The sequence below is a fragment of the Sporofaciens sp. St.21A7 genome, from assembly GCF_059728535.1.
The window spans coordinates 4,035,922-4,059,048 of record NZ_BAAGFN010000001.1 but is presented as its reverse complement, the minus strand read 5'-3'; the positions used below and the strand labels follow the sequence as shown (position 1 = coordinate 4,059,048).

17 protein-coding genes and 1 pseudogene are annotated in these 23,127 nt (G+C 47.8%); 8 read left to right on the top strand and 10 right to left on the bottom strand.

Annotation, left to right across the window (positions count from 1 at the left end):
• Positions 1–40: 40 nt before the first annotated feature.
• The 4 genes from AC6I3O_RS20030 to hydE form a co-directional block, all read right to left on the bottom strand.
• Entirely contained in the window at positions 41–3,049 is a 3,009-nt protein-coding gene (locus AC6I3O_RS20030; RefSeq protein WP_497852386.1) for an EAL domain-containing protein, read from the bottom strand.
• Between the two features lie 75 nt (positions 3,050–3,124).
• Complete coding sequence (gene hydF / locus AC6I3O_RS20025; RefSeq protein ID WP_497852385.1) at positions 3,125–4,363, bottom strand: [FeFe] hydrogenase H-cluster maturation GTPase HydF; 1,239 nt, start codon at positions 4,361–4,363, stop codon at positions 3,125–3,127.
• A gap of 87 nt (positions 4,364–4,450) precedes the next feature.
• Positions 4,451–5,872 (bottom strand): [FeFe] hydrogenase H-cluster radical SAM maturase HydG, encoded by a 1,422-nt coding sequence (hydG, locus tag AC6I3O_RS20020; protein WP_497852384.1) that lies wholly within the window; start codon positions 5,870–5,872, stop codon positions 4,451–4,453.
• A 101-nt stretch (positions 5,873–5,973) separates the two neighbouring features.
• Positions 5,974–7,020, bottom strand: a complete 1,047-nt coding sequence (hydE, locus tag AC6I3O_RS20015; RefSeq protein ID WP_497852383.1) for a [FeFe] hydrogenase H-cluster radical SAM maturase HydE — start codon at positions 7,018–7,020, stop codon at positions 5,974–5,976.
• Between the two features lie 595 nt (positions 7,021–7,615).
• On the opposite strand from hydE, the gene AC6I3O_RS20010 reads away from it, so the two are divergent.
• Positions 7,616–8,737 (top strand): RtcB family protein, encoded by a 1,122-nt coding sequence (locus AC6I3O_RS20010; protein WP_497852382.1) that lies wholly within the window; start codon positions 7,616–7,618, stop codon positions 8,735–8,737.
• 5 nt (positions 8,738–8,742) lie between these two features.
• Here the strand turns inward: AC6I3O_RS20010 and AC6I3O_RS20005 are convergent, their stop codons facing one another.
• From AC6I3O_RS20005 to AC6I3O_RS19990, 4 genes are all read right to left on the bottom strand, one after another.
• Positions 8,743–9,846: an ABC transporter permease gene (locus AC6I3O_RS20005; RefSeq protein ID WP_497852381.1), complete on the bottom strand. Its 1,104-nt coding sequence runs from the start codon at positions 9,844–9,846 to the stop codon at positions 8,743–8,745.
• 73 nt (positions 9,847–9,919) lie between these two features.
• A complete protein-coding gene (locus AC6I3O_RS20000; protein WP_497852380.1) occupies positions 9,920–10,783 on the bottom strand; it encodes an ABC transporter ATP-binding protein in 864 nt (287 codons plus the stop codon).
• 65 nt (positions 10,784–10,848) lie between these two features.
• The gene (locus AC6I3O_RS19995; protein ID WP_497852379.1) at positions 10,849–11,631 is read right to left on the bottom strand and encodes a hypothetical protein; all 783 of its coding nucleotides are present in this window, start codon (positions 11,629–11,631) and stop codon (positions 10,849–10,851) included.
• Between the two features lie 29 nt (positions 11,632–11,660).
• Entirely contained in the window at positions 11,661–12,200 is a 540-nt protein-coding gene (locus tag AC6I3O_RS19990) for an RNA polymerase sigma factor (RefSeq protein WP_497852378.1), read from the bottom strand.
• Between the two features lie 205 nt (positions 12,201–12,405).
• Here AC6I3O_RS19990 and AC6I3O_RS19985 point away from each other — a divergent pair, with 205 nt between their 5' ends.
• The 5 genes and pseudogenes from AC6I3O_RS19985 (at position 12,406) to AC6I3O_RS19965 (ending at position 15,220) form a co-directional block, all read left to right on the top strand.
• Complete coding sequence (locus tag AC6I3O_RS19985; RefSeq protein ID WP_497852377.1) at positions 12,406–12,879, top strand: Panacea domain-containing protein; 474 nt, start codon at positions 12,406–12,408, stop codon at positions 12,877–12,879.
• Entirely contained in the window at positions 12,866–13,306 is a 441-nt protein-coding gene (locus AC6I3O_RS19980) for a hypothetical protein (protein ID WP_497852376.1), read from the top strand. Before AC6I3O_RS19985 ends, AC6I3O_RS19980 begins: the two co-directional genes overlap by 14 nt.
• Before the next feature lie 60 nt (positions 13,307–13,366).
• Complete coding sequence (locus AC6I3O_RS19975; RefSeq protein ID WP_497852375.1) at positions 13,367–14,299, top strand: hypothetical protein; 933 nt, start codon at positions 13,367–13,369, stop codon at positions 14,297–14,299.
• Positions 14,300–14,317: 18 nt separating this feature from the next.
• Positions 14,318–14,611, top strand: a pseudogene (locus tag AC6I3O_RS19970) (DNA polymerase beta superfamily protein); the annotation flags it as partial.
• Positions 14,612–14,794: 183 nt separating this feature from the next.
• On the top strand, positions 14,795–15,220 hold the full coding sequence (locus tag AC6I3O_RS19965) for a DNA polymerase beta superfamily protein (protein WP_497852374.1): 426 nt from the start codon (positions 14,795–14,797) through the stop codon (positions 15,218–15,220).
• A gap of 16 nt (positions 15,221–15,236) precedes the next feature.
• Here the strand turns inward: AC6I3O_RS19965 and AC6I3O_RS19960 are convergent, their stop codons facing one another.
• Complete coding sequence (locus tag AC6I3O_RS19960; RefSeq protein ID WP_497852373.1) at positions 15,237–15,959, bottom strand: DUF4253 domain-containing protein; 723 nt, start codon at positions 15,957–15,959, stop codon at positions 15,237–15,239.
• A 392-nt stretch (positions 15,960–16,351) separates the two neighbouring features.
• Between AC6I3O_RS19960 and AC6I3O_RS19955 the strand changes: the two genes are divergently transcribed.
• The gene (locus AC6I3O_RS19955) at positions 16,352–19,495 is read left to right on the top strand and encodes a hybrid sensor histidine kinase/response regulator (protein WP_497852372.1); all 3,144 of its coding nucleotides are present in this window, start codon (positions 16,352–16,354) and stop codon (positions 19,493–19,495) included.
• A gap of 119 nt (positions 19,496–19,614) precedes the next feature.
• Here the strand turns inward: AC6I3O_RS19955 and AC6I3O_RS19950 are convergent, their stop codons facing one another.
• Positions 19,615–20,316: a helix-turn-helix transcriptional regulator gene (locus AC6I3O_RS19950; RefSeq protein ID WP_497852371.1), complete on the bottom strand. Its 702-nt coding sequence runs from the start codon at positions 20,314–20,316 to the stop codon at positions 19,615–19,617.
• A gap of 283 nt (positions 20,317–20,599) precedes the next feature.
• On the opposite strand from AC6I3O_RS19950, the gene cas3 reads away from it, so the two are divergent.
• Positions 20,600–23,110, top strand: coding sequence for a CRISPR-associated helicase Cas3' (gene cas3, locus AC6I3O_RS19945; protein WP_497852370.1), 2,511 nt, complete (start codon positions 20,600–20,602; stop codon positions 23,108–23,110).
• The last annotated feature ends 17 nt before the right edge of the window (positions 23,111–23,127 follow it).

Below are 23,127 nucleotides of genomic sequence, written 5' to 3'. Positions count from 1 at the left end.
AAGCGGCGCACGGGTATGCGCATAAAAAAGGACTGCTGCGTTAAGTGCAGCAGTCCACTTTTTTTTGGTAAAATTGATTGGAATTCAACAGTTTTTCTTTCTGGATCTCCGTAATCTGCTCCGTAATATCCTTGACAAATACATAGAACAACCTATGTTCTTCCCCCCATTCGGAGTTCTCAAGATGCCCGCAGTCGTCCAGCCAGCGAATCTCACCGTCTTTCCGGATAATCCGGTACTGTACATAATCCATGTTTTCGTTGGAATGTTGAATCTGATTCCGGATTTCCCATTCTACCCGGTCAAGGTCTTCGGGATGGACCAACCCCTTAAACGACCCGTTAACCAGTTCCATGAATTCATCCATCGTATTACATCCAAATATGGTCATAATCGCCGGATTTGCATACAGAATCCGTTCATCGTCCACAGCCCGGTAGATAAAGAAGCCGTCCGACATATTGGCAAGGGACTGGGCCATACGCAGATGGCGTTTCTCCTCCTCGTCTTTGATAATGTTATCAATACTCCGGATTGTAATTACGGCAGTCTTGGGAATCCCTTTTTCACGCTCGCTGATGGTGACGCTGGTGAGGCACCATTCGTCTGCAATGCCAGAGTCCTTCGCGCTCCTTCGGTAACGGTATTCCGTGGAGTCCTGCACCGCAAGGATGGATCGCAGATTATCCAGAGAAAGGAATTTACGGATATTTTTCTCATCATATTTTAAAATCTTGCCTGTCCCGAAATGCCGGTTCACGACTGCTTCATAATTCCCTCGTTCCATCAGGCCATTAGCGTCCGGATAAATCATCCGGCAGTAGTTATCCCGAAGATGAAGGAAATAAACCTCACGGTAAGCAAGCACCATGCTGTTCAGCGCACCCTCATGGATCTGCATATGGGTAACATCCCGCATCAGGCAGGCGACATACCCATACTCATGCTGGTAGAGCGTGAGCTGGAGGTAGTGGCTGGAAATGGAGCTGTATGCGTAATGGGTTAAAGTTTCTCCCCGAAACGCCGATTGGTAGGCTTTGGTAAACAGCTCTTTCTGGTCATCCCGGAAGGCTTTCAGAATCAAGTGCCGCAGTAATTTGACATCTCCGCCGCAGGTCTTCGCCATCTCATGGTTAATATAGATAATCTCATAGTCAACCGGCGCTCCGGAAGGATCTAAAATTATCTTGGCAAGCCCGTATCCGCATGGAATATTGCCGTAATAGTGTTCCAGCTTGTCTTGTTCCTGTTCTGTAAATTCCATGATTTCCGGTTTATATGGCTTTTTCTGCAGTTCCCTTTCCCGGAAAGAGGTAACGTCCACGAGGGAACAGTAGAACATCTTATGGCCGTTCTTTTCCCGCAGGAAAAATACCTTCATGAAAATCCACAGCACCTTGCCGTCCATCCGGATAAAATGAATATAACCTTCGGCGCAGCCAGGGCGTTTGTCATATGCCTGTTCAAATAGGGAGAACAGCACCGGCCTGTCATCATCCCGGACATGATCCCAGAGTTTCTTGTCATAATTCTCTGTATCGTTGGTTCCCACGCCTACAAGCCTGAAATACTGTTCGTTGACACGGGTAATCTCAATCTGGTTCTCGTATACATCGTAAAATGCCGCCGCCCCCAGAATATTATTGACCATGGTATCCGTAAACAGGTTGCCGTCAATGAACTCTCTTGTGTGGAGGGCTTCCACCTGCTTGACACACAGGCCGTTAAAGTCCAGATTCCGTTCGTCAGCCAGAAGATTTTCAAACTGGTTGATGGGAAGAGGTTTATAATAATAGTACCCTTGGGCATAACGGCAGCCCATATTCCGCATCAGCTCCTCATGATGCTGGTTCTCCACGCCTTCCAGGACAATGGGGATTCCAAGGAGGCGGGCCATGTTCACCACTGACTCAAGAATGCCAAGACCCCGGCGTTCCTCCTCTATGCCCATCTCCAGAAAACACATGTCAATTTTCAAGACGTCTACATCCATGCTTTTGAGTGTATTCAAAGAAGAATAGCCGCTTCCGAAATCGTCCATCATGACCTGGAACCCGGCTTTTTGCAGCCGCTTTACCGTATCGTTGACTTGCTGCCCGTCTTCTGCGTAAGCGCTTTCCGTAATCTCGCACTTGAGATATTTTCTGGGTACTTGATATGTATCGGTCAGTTCTATCAGAAATGCAGGTACGTCAATGGTCAGGATATCCAGCCTTGATATGTTAATGGAAATGGGAACCGGGCGGTAGCCTTTGTTGATCCAGCCTTGCAGCCAAGCAGCTACTTTCGTCCAGACAGCCTGGTCAAGCGCCGTGATAGACTGGTTCTTTTCCAGTACGGGAACGAATATCCCGGGGGATATAAGCTTACCGTAATGAATCCAGCGCACCAGCGCCTCCGCACCGACAATCTTCCTGGTGGTGATATCATACTGTGGCTGTGCGTAGAATGTAAATTCGTCATTCTCAAGCGCAACCTTTACATCAGAGAGTACCTGCCATTCCTTCTCCAGAGAATTCTCCATGACGGGGTCATAGATACGAATCCGGTTCATATGGCTTCCCAGTGCATAGGAAAGCGCCATGGTGGCGCGGTCGTACATGACCTCCGGCGGGAGCGTAAGGTCGTCCAATGTATAAATGCCGATAGCGGGAAGGGAATGGGCGATTCCGTTGAGCTGCCCCATGCTGACAGCGATTTCATCCCAAATGGCGCGGAACAGCTCCAATTGGAACGGAATGATGATGCAGAAGTCATCCCCGTTAAAATGTCCGGCGACACCGCCGTATTGTTTCGTATAACGTTTCAGGCAATTTGAAATAAAGATAAGAAGCTCGTCCCCCTTATCTCTGCCGCAAAATGTATTGATCATCCTGAAATGCTCAATATCAATTGCCGCCATGGCATACGCGCCTGGCTGGACATTTTCCAGATAAATCCTCGCCGCATGCATAAAGCTTCGCATATAATGCAGCCCTGTTAAAGGGTTTAAGTCGAAAGCCGCCGGTTCGGCCGCATTTCCTGTTCCAGTCGTGATACCTTTTTCCACGCAGTGTTACCTCCCGATAAATGGATTAATAATGAAATATTGTACTACGTTCCAGTAATAAAATCAAGTAAAGTATCACAACTGGAAGATTGAGGTGCTTCTTTCAAGAATTCCTTTCATATAGGCGATGACTGTCCCATAATTTGTAATCGGCACGCCGGCGTCTTCGGCACATTTCAGGCGGTATTTCATCTCCCGTTCATTCAACGTGCATCCGCCGCAGTGTACAATCAACCGGTATTTCCCAAGGCCGGAAGGGAATTCGGTTCCGCTGGTGAATTCATAATTCAGTTCTTTTCCCGTGTGCTTTTGCATCCATGCCGGCAGTTTTTCCGTACCGATATCCCCGCATTGCCTGTGGTGGGTGCATCCTTCGGAAATCAGCACGGTATCACCGTCATTCAAGGTATCCAGGGCTTTTGCGCCATTTACCACGGTCCTTAGGTTTCCCTTATATCTTGCAAACAAAATGGAAAATGAAGTTAAAGGGATATCGTCCGGCACATCGGCGGCGGTTTGTTCAAATGCCTGGCTGTCCGTAATGACAAGGGAGGGCTTCCGGCTTAGAGATGCAAGGGTTTCTTTCAGCTCCGTATTCCTTGTGACGACGGAAACCGCCCCTGTTTCAAGAATATCCCGGATTGTCTGCTGCTGCGGCAGAATCAGGCGTCCTTTGGGCGCGGCTTTGTCGATTGGGACAACTAAGACGACCAGGTCGGAAGGATGAATCAGGTCCGCGACAAGCTGCTGCCTGTTCTCCTCGCCGGGGGCAAGAGAGGCGATTAACTCTCTTAATTCACGTATGTTGGCCTGCTTAGCGGCGCTTACCCAAATAACGGGAGGGGCAGCGGCGCTGCCGGCAGTTGCTGTGCCGGATGGCATCCCCTCGGTATATTGTGGATTAGGCGGGGGGCTTTGGAGCAGGTCGGACTTATTCATAACAATGACGCAAGGAATGGATTTATCTTTTATCTTTTTCAGGATTGCATCGTCCTCCTTCGTCATGCCCACTGTACCGTCCAGAACAAGGACGGCGATATCCGTCTTGTTTAATATCTGGTATGCCTTTTGGATTCTGAGGCTGCCAAGCTCGCCGTCGTCGTCAAGCCCGGGGGTATCAATGACGACCACCGGACCCAGGGGAAGAAGCTCCATTGCCTTTAGCACAGGGTCCGTGGTGGTTCCCTTGATATCAGAAACGATGGCAAGACTCTGCCCTGTCAATGCATTGATGATGCTTGATTTTCCCGCATTACGTTTCCCGAAAATGCCGATGTGTATACGTTCACCGGAGGGTGTGGCGTTTAAACTCATGATGTGGTTTCTCCTTTTCAAGTACTTTTGTATAGTTCGTTTTTGCCCCGGACGCGTCCATAGTCTGGAGTGGACCGGGGCAGGATGTTAGAAACGGAAATCTCTCCGGTTATTTTCACGTATCAGTTTCAGGTTCTCAAGTACGACTGCCCGTGCCTTCTCGTTTGGCACATTCAAGACTTCTTTGTCAATCAGCTTATCCCCGATTGCCTTAGTCGCCGGGGAAGCATAGTCCATCAGGTACTCCTCAAGGGTCATCAGCGCATTGGGATGGCAGCAGTTCTGAATCTGTCCGCTTTTGCACAGGGACATGAAACGGTCGCCTGTCCGTCCTTCCCGGTAGCACGCCGTGCAGAAGCTGGGAAGATAGTCCATCTCCATCAGCCACCTTACCACCTCGTCCAGCGTGCGGTTGTCGATGACGTCGAACTGCTCGGATTTCGCGTCTTCCGGCTCCGGCTCGCAGTAACCGCCCACGCTGGTCTTCGAGCCGCCGCTGATTTGGGAAATGCCCAGATGGAGCACACGTTCGCGGGTCTTCTGGCTTTCGCGGGTGGAAATAATCATGCCTGTGTAAGGAACAGCAATTCGGATGCAGGCAACGATTTTCGCGAATGTGTCGTCGTCGATACCGTTTGTAAAGGAATCCGCATCAATATCATCGGCATTGCGCAGCCTTGGCACGCTGATGGTGTGCGGACCGACGCCGAAGGCGGCTTCTAAGTGTTCCGCATGCATCAAAAGCCCGGCAAATTCGTAGCGGTATTTATCAAGGCCGAAGAGTACCCCCACGCCTACGTCGTCAATCCCGCCCTCCATGGCCCGGTCCATGGCCGTAGTGTGATAGTCATAGTCGTGCTTAGGGCCGGTAGGGTGGAGTTCCAGATAACTTTCTTTATGGTATGTCTCTTGGAACAGGATATAGGTGCCGATACCGGCTTCTTTCAGCAGACGGTAATTGTCTACGGTGGTAGCCGCAATATTGATGTTAACCCGGCGGATGGCGCCGTTTTTATGCTTAATGCTGTAAATGGTGTTGATGCAGTCCATATAGTAGTCCATGGTATTGTGGACCGGGTCTTCGCCTGCTTCTAAGGCAAGCCGTTTATGCCCCATGTCCTGAAGGGCGATTACTTCCCGGCGGATTTCTTCCTGTGTCAGTTTCTTCCTGGCAATGTGCTTGTTCTTCATGTGGTACGGACAGTAGGTGCAGCCGTTAATACAGTAGTTGGACAGGTACAGCGGCGCAAATAGGACGATTCGGTTGCCGTAGAAGTCTTTCTTGATCTGTTCTGCCAGCCGGAAGATTTTCTGGTTCATTTCCGCATCGTCACAGGCAAGAAGGACGGATGCCTCCCGGTGGGACAGTCCTTTGCGCAGCGCGGCTTTTTCAATCAGAGATTCGATGAGTTCAGAATTGTTCTTGTTCTCGTCGGCATAGGCGAGAGTGTTCAGAATCTCCTCATGGTTGATAAATTCTTCGGGATTTTTGGAATGGACGTCATACATGTTTTTTTCCTCCTAATTATGATTTATATTGATACCTTAATGGACGAAGTCCACCTGCCCCGTCAGGGGCATGAATTGCGGTGTGCCATTTGGGTATTTTGTCAGTTCAGAGAATCGCCCCGTGCGGTGACGATTCGGTAGCCGATGGCTTCCATGCGTCTTTCCAGGCAGCTTCTGCATTCTGCGGCTTCGTCGCCGGTGCAGATTTTGTTGTCGTACAGGGAGTAGTCTTTGCGGACGCCAGTCGGCGACAGGTTCGGCATCACCACGTTTGCGCCGGAGAGGATGCCTAATTCCCGCCCGTTGGGGTCGATGGTTCCAAGGGCTGTGGTCGCCGGAAGCAGTGCCTTTGGGAGCATAAGCCTTAAAAGTCCCAGCATGAACAGGGTTAGCTCTAGCGTGCCGGAAGTCTGGCCTGCAAATGGGGTGTCGCGGTGTACGATGAACGGACCGATTCCGACCATATGGGGATTTAGTTCCCGTATGAACAGCATATCCTCCGCCAGGTGTTCTGCCGTCTGGTAAGGCGAACCGACCATGAATCCGGTTCCCACCTGATAGCCGATTTCTTTCAGGTTCCACAGACATTCCTTCCTTGCTTTTGCGGTGAGGGAAGGCGGGTGAAGCCTGGAATAATGGATGGAGTTGCTGGTTTCATGGCGTAAAAGGTAGCGGTCGGCGCCGGCTTCAAAATATTGCCTGTAACTTTCGCGGGATTTCTCGCCGATGGACAGAGTAAGGGCGCAGTCTGGGTATCGGTCTTTGATACTGCTTATCAGGCGGACGATTCTTTCGTCCGTGTAAAATGCGTCCTCCCCGCCTTGAAGTACAAAGGTGCGAAAACCCAGTCCATATCCGGTACGGCAGCAGTCAAGGATGTCCTCTTCCGAGAGCCGGTAGCGGTTGGCATGGGAATTGCTTTTGCGGATTCCACAGTACAGGCAGTCGTTTTTGCAGTAGTTGGTAAATTCAATCAGTCCGCGTATATAGACGTCATGCCCGTAATGGATGTGGCGTTCTTCCCGGGCGAGGGCGAATAGGTATTCGGCGGCTTCGGGAGTACGTTCCGTGATGAGCTGTACCCATTCATGCTTTGTGAGAGTGCGGTCTTCTTTTAGTTTGTCAATGAGAAATATTTGTTTCTGCATAAATCACTCCTGTGCAAATAAAAGGACCTGACGCAAGTAAGGCGTCAGGTCCTGATGGTCTGTATGGACAGTCCTTAAAAGGGCAGGAAATCCCTACCCAGTAATCCTATCTGAATCTGTGCGCCTTTTCACGCAGCATATGCTGAAATATCATCAGAATACCTTTGTGATCAGTACATCTGTTATTATAGCATAAGGACTTGTGGGGGACAATGAAAGTTTAAGTTTTCACAATATAAATCGTCAAGCACAATATCGTTTTGAGGGTTGACAATCCGCCCCTATCCCTCTATACTGTACATAGTAATTTAGAAATCACAGATTCATTGCATGAAAGGAGGACAATTATGAGTTATTCAGATTATGTATTCAGTAACTTAACAACGGTTTTCAAAGAGAGCGGGTTGTCCGAATTTCATTTCAGGACGAGATAACAGTCGTTTTATCCATGTCCATTTACCCAAGGCTGCCGTAAGGTTTAGAGCCGTTTCAGGCAATCCGTCATCTCTGGCCCTATTTTGGGGGTGTCTTTTTTGTACTCATTTTGCAGGAAAGCACCGTTTGGAATCGGACATATTAGCAGAGAAAGGATTATATGAAAATAGTAGATGGAGTCTATACTTCAGCAAAAATATTCACAGAACAGATTGAAGATTATGCATCTGCACAGATTCAGATGCTTTGTGACAATGCGGCGTTTGCGGGCTGCAAAATCAGAATCATGCCAGACGTACACCCGGGAAAGGTAGGGACAATTGGGTTTACTTCGAGTATAGGAGATAAGATACTGCCAAATGTCGTGGGCATTGATATCGGATGCGGCGTCACTTTGGCGAGATTAAAACAGAAAAAGGCAGAATTTCAGAAATTAGATAAGGTCATCAGGAGATGTGTCCCGGCAGGGTTCCAGATTCGTCAGGAACCACATCGGTTTATTACGGATTTTGATTTCATGGGGCTGCATTGTATTGAGCATATCAATGTCGAGAAGCTGGGATTGAGTCTTGGAACTCTTGGCGGTGGGAATCATTTTATCGAAATTGACCAGGATAAAGAAGGATATCTCTGGGCGGCAATCCATTCCGGCAGCCGCAGGCTTGGAAAAGAGGTGACGGAATACTATCTGACGAAAGGTCAGAAGGCATTGAAAAAAGAAGGCGTTTCCGTTCCCTACGAGCTGACCTATCTGGAAGGCAGGTTGATGGAGGAGTATCTTCATGACGTCCGTATCGTGCAGGAATATGCTATGCTTAACCGGGAGGCAATTCTGGATGAATTGGCGAAAGGCATGAAATGGAAGGTTCAGGAGCAGTTTTCCTCCGTCCATAATTATATCGATGATTCCGGGGATGAGGCCATCCTGCGCAAAGGGGCAGTCTCGGCGAAGAAAGACGAGCCGGTGGCAATTCCCGTCAACGCACGGGACGGTATCTTGCTTGGAGTTGGAAAGGGGAATGGGGATTGGAATGATTCCGCTCCCCACGGCGCCGGACGGAAGATGAAGCGGGAAGAGGTGGCAAAGAGATTTACCGTCCCGCAGTTCAAGGCGCAGATGAAGGGAATCTACAGCACTTGTATCGGAAAAGACACGCTGGACGAGGCGCCGTTTGCCTATCGAAGCCTTGGAGAGATAGAAGGCTTAATTGAGGATACCGTAGAGGTCAGGGGGCGGCTTCTCCCTGTTTATAGTTTCAAAGCCGGAAGGGAGAAGTGGTAGGACATCTAATGGCGCCGGAACCGGTAATATCCGGTGAACATCCCTCCGGCGCCGACTGCGAGCGCAATACACAGATGAAGCGCCATCTGGTTTGCGGAGAATCCGAATCCTGTGCTCATTGGAAGGTAGATCGGCATGGAAGTCATAAAATGGCTTATGATTCTTGACAGCGCCATGTCTAAGGGAAGCATCCTTCCAAGAATCTTAATCCAGACAACGGGGAACAGATAGCCGGAAAGGGCAAGTATCAGCGCAAGGAAAGGGCTATGGCACGCCGCCGAGATTCCTGCCACCATGCCGGTGAGGAGCAGGGCTCCAATGATGCCGAGGCATGTGATATATAGGAAAAAGCCAAGGACGCTTTCCGGGCAGTAGCCAAAAGGCGTGGCAAAATTCAGGAGAATGGAGGAAGCATCCAGTCCTTGTACTCCGTATACGGCAAGGTAGATTCCCCACAGATAGGCGCAGGCTCCTAAAGTCAGGGCGACTGCGAAGCAGGCGGATGCAAGGATTTTCATCCAGATTCCGCTTGCCCTTCCGCGGCGTGTGGTACGCAGGATGTCCGCCGTTTTTAGCTGGTACTCCTCGGCAAAGACCGGGGACAGGCCTAAGATTAATACGACGAACAGCGCAAGTATGATTAAGACATACATTTCAGCAAAGTCATTCCATCCGTATACATAGTCGAACCGTACTTCGTTTTCCAGAAGGTATGCACAGTTATGCTCCCATTCTGCCCCTTCACGAAAATGGATTTCATCCGGGTTATTCCCGTCTGTCTGCAGGAAGTTGGTAAATTCTTCCGTTACAAAACGGTTCAAGTAGTTCCCGATTGCATTTCCATTCGCATCATAATAGAAGAAGCCGTAGTCTTTGTAGATTTGGGCAATGGTATCTTCGGTCAGAAGCCCCAAATAGCGGCTTGCCAATGCCTTATCTTGACGGATTGCCTCCTGTCCGCGGTAAACGGTTTCGTCTATGGTTGTTGTATAGTGGCAGCATTCGTTGTACAGGCGTATGGTCGCAAAAGCCAGCAGCAGGAATACGCCAAGCCAGATGATTTTCCGGGATTTAATCTTATAAAGTTCTTCTTTCCAGATTGTCCACATGTTTAGACACCTCCTCAAAATGATATACCCATCCGGGTATCCCGTGAAGCAAGCCCCTAAGGGGGCGGTCGGACTAACGTCCGATAAGGTATAGATATACGTCTTCTAGGCTGGGGGATACCAAAACCGCGCCTTCGCAGGGACATGTATCCGATACAAGACGCAGGCGTACCGTTTCCCCTTCGTTTTTCAGGTTGCTGACGGCAAAAATCTCATTGAGCCGGATTGCTTCCTCGGGGTTTGCCAGATATTCCCACACCTTCCCTGCTGCGCTTTCGGTGATTTCTGCGACGGTTCCCTGTTGGATGATACGCCCCTGTTTCATGAGCAGGATTTGGTCTGCGATGAATTCTACGTCAGAGACGATATGGGTAGACAGGATGATAATACGTCCCTTGGACAGGGAACTGATGATATTGCGGAAACGGATGCGCTCCTTGGGGTCAAGCCCGGCTGTGGGTTCGTCGAGAATCAGGATTTCCGGGTCGTTTAAGAGCGCCTGTGCAATTCCGAGCCTCCTTAGCATTCCACCGGAAAAGGTACGGATTTTGCTGTGTTGGTCGCCGGCAAGGCCGGTAAGGCTTAACATTTCCCGGACTTTTTCTTTGGCAAGGTCCTTGGGGACTGCCTTACATGCCGCAAGATATTCCAGATAGCGTTTCGCCGTGAAGTCAGGGTAGTATCCGAAATCTTGAGGCAGATAGCCAAGAAGATAGCGGTAATCGCCGTCAAGCCTGCCGATTTCCATATCGTTGCAGCGGATTTCTCCAGCCGTCGGTTTCAGAACGCCGCATACCATGCGCAGCAGCGTGGTCTTGCCGGCGCCGTTTGCGCCCAGAAAACCGTATACGCCTTCGCGTAAGGTCAGGGATACGTTGTCTACGGCGATTTTATTTTTGAAATGTTTGGTGATACGGTCTAATGTCAGTTCAGGCATAGTTACCTCTCTTTCTGTAAAAATGTTTTGCCGTTTTTGGCGTGAATGGTTTAATTGTGGATGGTTTAATTCAGGCAGATATTGTCGCCATTTTCAATGCTGCCAAGCAGACGGCAGATTTGTGCTATGCACATGAGCAGTCCGGCGGCAGCCAATATCTGCCAGATGATAAAGTATCCCGGCTGATACGCAGAATCCCATAACAGGGGAAAGAGCGCAAGGATACCGCACAGTAAGCCAAGGGCAAACGAGCGGAAACCGGAAGAAGTATTTCTAAGGCGTACCAGCATGTGCAGGTACAGGGTGTCCGACCACAGGAAGGGAACCAGCATATAGGTCAAGGAGGCTAGGACCTCCCCAGGATTTCCATCTCCTGTAAGGATTAAAAATAAGGACAAAATGGCGAAATCGGCAATCCCAGCTTCCAGCATCCGGATACATACCATCTGTTTTAAATTCAGGTAAAGGGTCTGTTCCAGCTCTGCCATATGCCAGGAGAACAGGTTCGCTACATGGCCAAGGCAGATGTTTCCTGCAAATACCAGAAATACGGAGCATGCGGCGAGGGTTTCCGTGCCGTCTGCCTGCCGTCTGCGTAAGATCATTACCAGAAACATGGCCGTCAGCAGGAGAAGCCCTTGGAGAAGCCAATGTTTCCATGAACGGAAACGGAGCTGGTTCCATAGCTGTTCCCAGAATGTGGGATAATGCCGAATCTGCTTCCGGGCGGCTTCCAGCCGGATTGCGGCCAACTTTTGAGCCTTTTTCGTTTCGTCCAGCGGGAATTTCCATTCTGTAACCGTTTTTTTAATTCTCTCTGGTTCAGTATTGTTTTTGTGTATTATCACTTCAATGAATTCTCCTTTCTAGGTTCATTTTAAGTAAAATCACTTTGATGAAGCAGTTCTTTCAGCCGGGAAAGTCCCTGACGGATGCGGGATTTTACTGCATCGCAAGAGACCCCGGTCATCCGGGCTATTTCTCGGTTCTTATATCCATAAAAGTGATGGAGGAGCACGGCTTCCCGCTGGGGTTCCGGGATTTTTCTAAGGGCGTCAGACAGGAGCAGCGTGTTTTCCGAAGTATGCGGATTGCTGGGGGGATTTGCGGATTGCAGAGTTTCTATGCATTCCAGTGATTCTGGTTTCCTAAGCGGCCGTGTATCTGCCCGCAGGTATTCACGGCACAGGTTCATGGCGATGGTCAGGAGATAGCCTTTTAGGTTGCGGTATTGATAATGGTCTACATATTTTATAAAACGCAGGAAGGTATCCTGTGCAAGGTCGTAGGCATCTTCCCGGCTGCCGGTCTGGTAGCAGCAGAAATAATAGATGTCGTCATAGTATTTGCCGGCAATCTCGTTCAAATATTCTGTTTGTCCGTTATGAATCCGCCGAATCAGCTCCTTGTCCTCCAAAGCTAATCTCCTCCCTGGTGTAATGGTGTAAAACGTCTTACAATTAATATAACTCTTTTTATCTGAAAAAGGAGTCAGAAAAGCGGAAGAAAAATTAATTAAGAAAACAAACATTTGTTCTGTTTTGGTTGACATGTGAATAGAGTACGTGATATAATTTTTTTAGACATAAGTGGCGGTAATATTATTTAAGAAGGAGTACGTCATGAAAAAGTATAAGGCAATCGATATTGCAAGATGGTTTATTGACAGGAATTGTGAGGATGTCAATAATGGAGAAGATGAAAAGATGACACTTTTGAAACTTTTGAAGCTGCTATATTATGCAGAGGGTTGCTCGCTCGCATTGGATAGGGGGTCGCTATTTGATGAAAAGATATTGGCATGGGAGCATGGCCCGGTAGTAGAAGAAGTGTGGAGAAGTTTTGGCAATGCGTATGATTTGCAGACAGATGAGGAGGATATGGTAAGAAGTTTATCTAAAATCAGTGAGGAAGATAAAGAGTTGCTTGAGGATGTCTATGCCGTTTTTGGAAAATATTCAGCTTCCGGGCTGCGGAATAAGACTCATGCAGAAAGTCCGTGGCTTAATGCAACTCAGGGAGGCAGGAGGTTCAATTCAGAAATTTCGAGACAGTCGATTATGGAATATTTTAAGGAGAACTATGTCAAGAATTAAGGATGACCAGAAAGATTTCATTGATAAACAAGTAGAAGAGCGGTTAAGACGTGCGAACGAAGAGAAACATATAGCCATCAGCTTTGAGCATGAGATATCTAATAACAGTTATAGTCCTGACGGTATACGGGACAAGAATGAAAGACTGAGGTTTTATGAGCAGTTTAGAAGTAAGATGAAGAATATGACTGGAAAAACATGGAGAAATTTCGGAACAGAAAAGAAGAAAACCGGATACGAAACGTTGCCGTTTAAACAATTTACAAAGAGTATGCAAGCATCATTGAAACATACGAATATAGTAAGCCCAGATTCAAAATTGGATGTAATAAGAGTAGCTAATGATTATAGGGTTATTGGAAAATATTTAGCAGGGGTATACTATATCATTGCATATGATATTGCTTTTTCGGCATATAATCATTAGATTTGTACCATAAAGGAGTAAAAACTAAAAACAGAATAAATATCACGGGAGGAAAAGACAATGAATGTACAGATTGAAAATATCATGCCAGAAGGTTTTGTGTACGAGAAAGTCCACAATGTGATGCATGGAGCCGTGAATGGAATCGCGCTTTTGATTGTGCCGATTATGGCGGAGAACCAGTTCCGGATACAGCTTCACGGAGATATAGAGAGGAGCGGCAAAAAAGAGAACTTTTTAGAATTCCTTAAAGTATTGGATCAGAGGCATCCCTTTGTCCGGTATGCGGGGTATAACGGAAGGAATACAGTCACGATACAGATAGATTCCATGGAGCAGGAAGATAAGGAGAATCTGACCATCATTGCCTCGGAAATCACTTCAAAATGTATGGAGTGTGGAATACCTAACTGTTGCTCACGATGTAAGAATGTACTTCCCCTACGGGCCGCGGCTGTGGATGGAATGCCTGCCTTGCTTTGCGAGAATTGCTTTACACAAGAGATGAGCGGGGCGAACGGACAAGGCATACGGAAGGAGAATGTTTTTCTGGGATTCATCGGTGCGGTTGGAGGCGCATTGCTGGGAACTGCTTTGTGGGTAGCGATTGGCATGGTTGGCTTCATTGCCGGAATTGCCGGATATGCAATTGTATTTTGCGGGATGAAGGGCTATGAGATGCTTGGGAAAAAGCTTTCGAGAAAGGGAATCGTCATTTGTATTGTCCTTTCCTGCCTGATGATTCTGGGGGCAGAGTATATCTCGTTAGGATTTTCGATATATAAAGAGCTGGGGAAGGAGTACTATCTTTCTCTGCTTGATTCCTTTTCGCTGGTGCCGGCGCTTTTAGAAGAGCCTGAGATTGTAGGAGGCGTGATAAAGGATTTGATATTTGGATATGGTCTGGCAATCTGGGCATGTTTTTCATCTGTAAGGCTCGTGTGGAGACAGGTTCAACAGGAGCAAAAACCGCATACAGTTGTGCCGTTATAATCATGAAGGGGGATTCCTATGGATTTCAAAGCGTTGATGCTCACAAAAGAATATGACTTCCTCAGAACAAATGAACGCCTTGGCAGCCGCATGATTCTTCTTGGGCTTGGCGGCAGCCATGCCTATGGTACATGCAATGAGAACAGCGACGTTGATTTCCGCGGCGTCACCCTCTCCATGCCCTCTGATTTGCTAGGATTGACACGGTTCGAGCAGTATGAGGACAGGCAAACGGATACGGTGATTTATTCTTTCAACAAAATCATCCGCCTGTTGCTGGAATGTAATCCGAATACCTGTGAATTGCTGGGGCGGATTTCTATGAAATTGTATCGGACTATGAGAAGCGCCTGGAAATGGCGGCGGCAAACTGTACGCTGCCGGATGAGCCTCACATGGAGCAGGTGGGGGCGTTTGTGGAGTATGTGAATAGGAAGAGCATAGAGTACCCAGTTATAAGAAGTGGAAACCAGTTATAGCATGACAGGTGATTCAATGAGAGAGATATTAGAAGAGATTCACAGGAAGTTAGACGAAATCGAACAAGCAGAGGATGTGAAGATCCTCCTTGCCGTAGAATCCGGAAGCAGGGCATGGGGGTTCGCATCACCGGACAGTGATTATGACGTACGGTTCATTTACCAGAGAAAACGCGAGGATTATCTGCGTCTGGATGAAAAGAAGGCGGCTGTCCATCATTACCGCGGAACGGCTGCCAATACCTTTTATGCCCATTTGCAGGGAGCGCAGGTAAAATATAAGAAATATCTTTATGCCCTGCGCCCGCTGCTGGCATGCCGGTATATCGAAAAGAACCATTGCCCGCCTCCGGTTCTGTTCCATGAGCTTTTGCGGATGGAATTGCCGGATGGATTGAGGGAGGGGATTGAAGAGTTTCTCAGAGTCAAAAAGGTTTTTTAAAAGTTTTGTCAAGAAGCTAATCCCACCAGAAATACCACACGTCCGATTCCTCAAGCCCTGCCGCAAGCTCCGAAATTTTGTAAGTCTGGGTTCCCTGCTCGACTCTGTCCGTGCAGAAAGCATAGTGTTCCCTGGCGGCTTCAAGGCTGTCAACCCCGTTCAGTTTCGCAGGTGCATAGAATTCCATCACGTCACTGGTAAACGCTGCGGGAACTGCCTGATATTTTTCATACCAGTATTTGCAGACAGATATCATTTCTTCCGGTGCGGGGCAGTCATTCCAGCCGCCCATGGGCAGGTAGGCGATGATTTCCCACGGGTTTTTCACCGGAATCTCAAGGAGCAGTACATCTTCTTCCAGTTTGTTGGCACGGAATGAGATGTAGCTGCAAAAATGGTTCACGATTTCCCCATCTGTCTCGTTTCCAATGAAATCGTCCACATCGTCGATTTCATAATCATCCATATAACCCTTGAACCGTTCTTCCAGGATATCCTTTCCGTCATCTCCGCATCCTGCAATGAGTTCGTCTCTGCTGCATATCTCCTTTGCGGCGTAATCAAGCCATTCGATTACGTGGTCTTCCAACAGGAGGATAGCCGGGAAGAATCCGCCTTTTTTGCCTGCGTCAAATGCCGTGCGGTAAGCCTGTTCCAGAAGTTCTGGGTCGGAACCCTTTTCAAAAACGGTGTATTTACATTCAAATCTTTCTGCAATCTTTCTGGTTGATTCTTTCATAGTGCATTCCTCATCCTTTCCTTGAAATCATTGTTTTATTCTGGCGTCTCAGGTTGTCAAGCCCAGTTAGGTATACCCAAAGGGCATCCCGTGATGCATGCCCCTGACGGGGCGGGTGGACTTCGTCCATTAAGGTATATTATATCACACATAACTAAGAATACAATCTTATGGGGCTATGTAGGGGCGGGGGCAGCATCCTGCACGGCTCAGGAGTGAGCAGTAACGGCATCCTTCCATAGTTGATTTCCGCCGACAAAGCATATTGACATGGAATTTGACAGTTGATAAAATAAGTAGTATATAATGCGTAGCTATTAGTTTCGTGTGCCGACACGGAAGGTCGCAGTCATCAGAAAAATATTTGCAGAATATAGAGGGGAGAACGGACAATGTATCATTGCCATTTACGATTTTATTTAACAGGTTGTCCATGCAGCGTCTTTGAGAGTATCAAGGAAATACTTCCGTTTGAGCACTTTGCACATGAGTTTTTCGAGAGTGTGGAACTGGAAACAGAACAGGCTTGCGGCGCGGATGTAATTCTTTTGAACCTTATGGGAAGGGAGGTTCAAAAGACATTAACGACATTGCTTGAAGCTAAGAAGAAGGAAACGGATCTGATCGTGCTTGCAGACAAGGGACAGATACCGGAGCTTGATGAGTATCTGGAAGCAGTCCGCGATATATGGGTTATGCCCATGACGGATGCAGAGGCAAGGTTTCGTTTTCAGAAGTGGCAGCAGACATATAAGATGGAGAAGGACTACTGGCAGACCAGCCAGTTTTTCGAGGCAACAATCAACAATGTCCCGAACCTTGTCTGGTACAAAGATAAGGACGGAATACATGAGAAAGTGAACGACAGCTTTTGCAGGACGGTCAACAAGACAAAGGAACAGGTGGAGGGGCGGGGACACGCATATATCTGGGATGTAGAAGAGGATGACCCGGCATGTATCGAATCTGAGCGGGAAGTCATGAACAGCCAGAAGACCTGTATTTCCGAGGAGACCATCAAGACCGGGGACGGTATGAGGCTTCTGACTACATATAAGTCTCCGTTATATGATTTGGACGGAAGCGTGATGGGGACGGTTGGCGTTGCGATTGATGTGACTCAGGAGCGGGCGTATGAGCAAGAAATCATGGAGAAGAACCGGACATTGGAGACAGTGTTTACGACCATGGATTGCGGAATTATATGCCATACTGTGGATGGAACCCGTATCATCAGCATCAACCGGGCGGCGCTCAATATTCTGGGGTATGAATCTCAGGAAGAGATGATGGAAGCAGGATTTTGTATGGTGGCGGATTCCGTGTTGGATGAGGATAAACCGAAACTTAGGGATAGTATCAAGTCCCTGCAAAAGGAAGGGGACAGCGCCAGCGTGGAATACCGCGTTAAGCATAAGGACGGAAAGCTTCTTCATGTGATGGGGAATATCAAACTTCTGGAGGAGAATGGAGAAGCGTTCTACCAGCGTTTCCTTTTAGACTGCACGACACAGAAGTTAGAAGAGAAGAGGAAAGACCAGCACAATCAGGAGTTAGTCCAGGCTTTGAGCATTGACTATAACAGGGTGTGCTATTTTGACCTTAGTACAGGGAAAGGGATTCCGCTTCAAGGTTCTAAGGATCAGACGGAGATGTTTGGTTCTGTTTTTCGTGGAGAAATTTCTCTGGAAAAGAGCATGGAGCAGTATATACAAGCCTTTGTTTACGAGGAAGACCGTGATATGCTCCGGCAGGAATCTTCGAGAGAGAACTTGATGAACAAGCTGGCTGAAAAGGGGAAGCATTTCGTCAACCACCGTGTCTCCTGGGATGGGAATACAAAGTATTTCCAGATGAAGGTGGTGCGTACCGGGGAGTGGAACGAGAGCAAGGGAATCGTCATGGGCTTCCGCAATGTGGACGGCGAGATCCGGGAGGCGATGGAGAAGAAGAATCTGCTGGAGGATGCGTTGATGCAGGCGAACCGTGCCAGCAAGGCGAAGAGCACTTTCTTGTCCAATATGTCCCATGATATCCGTACGCCGATGAATGCAATCGTCGGTTTTACGGCGCTGGCAATCACCCATATTGACAACAGGGAGCGGGTGGAGGAATACCTGCAGAAAATCATGACGTCGGGGAACCACTTGCTGAGCCTGATTAACGACGTGCTGGATATGAGCAGGATTGAGAGCGGGAAGATTCGTCTGGATGAGAAGAAATGCAGCCTGCCGGAGATATTACATGGTCTGCGCAATATCTTACAGGCGGATATCCACAAAAAGCAGTTGGAGCTGTACATAGATACGGTGGATGTGTTTGACGAGGAGATTTTTTGCGATAAGCTGCGCCTGAATCAAGTACTTTTGAACCTGATGAGCAATGCGGTGAAATATTCAATCGCAGGCGGCATTATCAGCCTGCGGATTACGGAGAGGCCGGGGGCGCCTAATGGCAGTGCAAACTATGAGTTCAATATCAAGGATAACGGTATCGGCATGAGCCAGGATTTTGTGGAGCATATCTTTGAACCGTTTGAGCGGGAACGCAATTCGACGATTAGCGGCATTCAGGGAACTGGGCTTGGTATGGCGATTACGAAGAATATTGTGGATATGATGAACGGCTCTATTTCCATAAAGAGCGAGCTGAATGTGGGGACGGAGGTCACGGTAGGGTTTACGTTCCGTCTTCCTTCTAAAGAAAAAGAGCCGCAGGATATCCCGGAACTGAAGGGGCTTAGGGCTTTGGTCGTGGACGATGATTTTGACAGTTGCGACAGTGTGTCCTACATGCTGGAACAGATTGGGATGCGCGCCGAGTGGACGCTGTCAGGGAAAGAGGCGGTTCTTCGTACCCATCAGGCAGTCATGCGCAATGACGTTTACAGTGTATACATTATTGACTGGATGCTGCCGGATATGAATGGCGTCGAGGTGGCGCGGCGGATACGCAAGGAAATGGGCGAGCATGTGTCGATTATCCTGATGACTGCCTATGACTGGGCGGAGATTGAGGAAGAGGCAAAGGATGCGGGAGTCACGGCGTTCTGCGGCAAGCCGATGTTCTTGTCAGAGCTGAGGCGGTGCCTGTACTCGCTTGTCCATGCGAAGGAAGAGTTTGGAGATAGAGATGCACAGGCGCAGATCGGATGCCTTACCGGGCGAATTTTGCTGGCGGAGGATAACGAGCTGAATCAGGAAATCGCGGAGGTAATCTTGGAGGAAGCAGGAGTTACGGTGGAGATTGCCGAAGACGGGCAGAAAGCGCTGGATATGCTCGAGAAGTCGGAGGCAGGGTATTATCAGTTGATCCTGATGGATATCCAGATGCCGAATATGAACGGCTATGAGGCGGCAAGAGCTATCCGAAGACTAAAGAACCGGGAACTGGCTGAGATACCGATTATTGCCATGACTGCCAATGCATTCGAGGAGGATCGGCAGGAAGCTCTGAAAAGCGGGATGAACGGACATATTGCGAAGCCGATTGATGTTGAGGCGCTATTTGGGGCATTAGAGAAGATTCTGGCTTAGTGTACCCAAAGGGTATCCCTTGATGCATGTCCCTTAGGGGGCGGGAAGGCTGTCGTTTCATAGATATACAATAACCATCAGTCCGGAAATGCCAGGCTGGTGGTTATTATTACTGCCGTCTAATCGCTGATTTCGCTCAGATACCGGTAAATCGTCGCGGTAGAGCAGGAAAACTTCTTCGCAACGAAGGAAATCGCTCCTTTGAGCTGGAACAATCCTTGTTCCTGCAGTCGCTCAATAATCTCTTTGCGTTCATACTGGTTCAGCCGGTCGATTGGTGTAGTAAGCGACATGGTAGCATCGTCGAACATCTTCTGCATCAGCGAAGAGATATCCATCGAAAAACTTTCCGTGGTGGAATCCGAAGAAGAAAAGGTGTTCTTAGGAGGTTCCTGGCTGTCAAAATGCTCCACCGGACCGTGCTGTTCAAGGAAAAATTCAGGATGTATTGTATTAAGCAGTTTGTTGTTCAATTCCGCAAATCTGCTGTCATCAAAATTAATGCAAAGAAACCCAATCGGATTGCCTTCCTCGTTCTTGATGAACAGTGTAGAAGAGCGGAGGACACGTCCATTTCCGGCAATGCCCCTGTAGTTACATAAAAAATCATTCGACTCATAAGCCCTGGACGAAAGCATTTGAAGTGAGGCATCGGTCAGAGGACCGCCGACCCGGCGTCCGCTGATGTGACCGTTGACGATTGCGACAATAGCTTGATGCTCCGGGTTCAGATCCTGCAGAACAATCTCATAATCCGGGCCGAGAGTCTTTCCAAGAAATTCAACAATAGTAACGTATTGCTGAAGGCTGTTAAATCCCATAGTATTACTCCGTTTCGATCTGTAGCTAAATTTGCATGTTTCTTAACAATTTTATTATCTCACGATGTCTCATAAAATTCAATATAAAATTCAGTCAATAGCCAAAAAATACTTGACATATCCTACAATACTTCACAAAAATATTATTATTATAATAAAAATGTAAGACGACGAGGAACTTTTAGAATAGTCGTGGTTGAGGAAAATGGGAAATTATGGCATAATAGGTATAGTGTAAGATGCGTATAAGATCGTAAGGAATGAATCGGAGGAGGATAGGATTTTGATGAAGTTGATTGCCCACATAACGGATGCCGGCAATGGAAGGGTGGAACAGAGCTTGAGAGAGCATTGCCTGAATGCGGGGAAGTATGCGGCTCTTAACATAGGAAGCGCCGGCTTATGCCATACCGCCTTTCTGGCGGGAATTCTGCATGATGCGGGAAAAGCCAAGACGGAGTTTGTTGATTATATAGAAAAGGCGTATCAGGGGGAAAAAGTAGACAGAGGTTCTGTGAACCATACCTTTGCCGGCGTGGTATGGCTTTTGGAGAGCTACCATACAGGCACGTCGGCAATATGGGAGAAAATGGCATGCGAGATTGTGGGCTATGCCGTTGGCTCCCACCATGGAATGTTTGACTGTGTGGACTTGAATGGGGAAAATGGTTTCCTGCATCGCCTTCAAAAAAACCGGAAAGAAATATTTTATCAAGAAGCGATGCACAATTATTTTACATATGTGATGGAAGAAGATGTGTTGGATGGGATTTTTCAAAAGTCGGCGCAGGAGATAGAAATATTTTTCCAGAAGGCGAAGGACATGTATCCGAAAGACAGTAAGGGGGTCTTTTTTCAGATAAGTATGTTGGCCAGGCTTATCTTGTCGGCAGTTATTTATGGAGACCGAAGGGATACCAGTGAATTTATGGGAGGCAAAGGGAATGAGGATAATAGGGCGGACTGGAAAAGACAAAGAGAATACTTTGAAATGAAGATAGGACAGTTGGGAGTGGATTCTCCCATAAACCGCGTTAGGAATGCGATTTCTATCCAATGCTTGGAAGCATCGGGAAGGGAACCGGGCATTTATCGCCTGAACGTACCGACCGGAGGCGGAAAGACACTTTGTACATTGCGGTATGCTTTGGCGCATGCAGAAAAATATAACAAGAAAAGAATCATATTTATCATCCCTCTTTTGAGCGTTCTGGATCAGAATGTGAGGGTAATAAAAGAGTTTGTGCCTGACGAGAGTGAAGTATTGGAGCATCATTCTAACGTGGTCAGAGAACAGGAGATGAGTGGAGAAGAATTGGATCATTACGAATATCTGACCGATAGCTGGAACTATCCGATTGTGGTGTCTACACTGGTTCAGTTATTGGACATTCTGTTTTCTCATCAGACATCTGCGGTAGGAAGGATGCAGGCTTTATGTGACAGCGTGATTGTGATTGATGAGGTACAGTCGCTTCCTAAGAAGGCGACGGTCATGTTCAATATGGCAATGAATTTCCTTGGGCAGTTCTGTAATGCGACTATTGTGCTTTCATCGGCGACCCAGCCTTGTTTTGAAGAGCTGAAATGGCCCCTTCATCTGGCAAAGGAGCCGGATCTGGTAAGGCTTTGCAGGGAACAGATGCAGGTATTTAAGCGGGCGGATGTGATAGACTATACAGATAAATATGGAATGGATTGGGAAGAGTGCGCCGGGTTCTGCAATGAGCTGATGCTGCAATCGGATTCTTTATTGGCCGTGTGCAATACGAAGTCGGAAGCGAGGCGGTTATTCGAGGAGCTGAAAGGACAGGCAGAAGATCTGGGTTGGGACATCTATCACCTGTCAACGGCGATGTGCCAGGAACATAGATGGAAGGTGATGGAAAGTCTGAAAAAGAGCCTGAGAAGGGTGCAGCATGCCGCGGAGAATGGAGATGAGAATGCAGTCGGAGACGTTGAGGGCAGAGTAGAAGGCGTCCAGAAAAGCTATGGCATACGTAAGGTAGTCTGTGTATCTACGCAGTTGATTGAAGCTGGGGTGGATCTATCCTTTGCAAGTGTCGTGCGGGTGATGGCGGGTCTTGACAACCTTGCACAGGCGGCAGGAAGATGCAACCGAAGTAATGAATATGGACAGTTGGGCAAAGTATACCTGATTAAATTGAAAAATGAAAACCTGAGCATGCTAAAGGAAATCAAAAAGGCGCAGGACAGCACGAGAAAAGAGCTGGAAACAAGAAAAGAGCTGAATACTGAAGCAAGCTGGGAAAGCGGGCTTTTGGAGGAACAGTCAATGCGGAGGTTTTACCGGTATCTGTTCAAGGAAACAGAACAAGAGATACGCTATCCGATTCAGGATTGCCGCAGGACGGTATATCTAGCGGATTTGTTGTCGAATAAGAACGATGATGCAGAGCAAGGTGTCAATAAAAGTAAAAATGCAGCATATATTTTGAAGCAGCCATTTAAAAGTATCGGAAGAAATTTCCGGGTATTTGACCAGGATACAACGGATATTCTGGTTCCTTATGGAAATGGCGCAAAAATAGCAGAGCAGTTGTATTCGATGCAGGATAGCTGGTTTGATTTCGGAAAATTCAGGGAAATCATGGGACAGGCGAAGAAATACACCATTAGTATATACGAATGGCAGAAGGAGAAGCTCTATCAGGCAGGATTGCTTTCGGCAGTTCTGGATGGAAGGGCATGGGTATTAGACCGGAAAGCGTATGATGATTGCTTTGGGCTGACAGTTACAGAAGAGCAGGCGGCTGTTAATTTTATACTGTAGTTGTAATTTACAGAAAT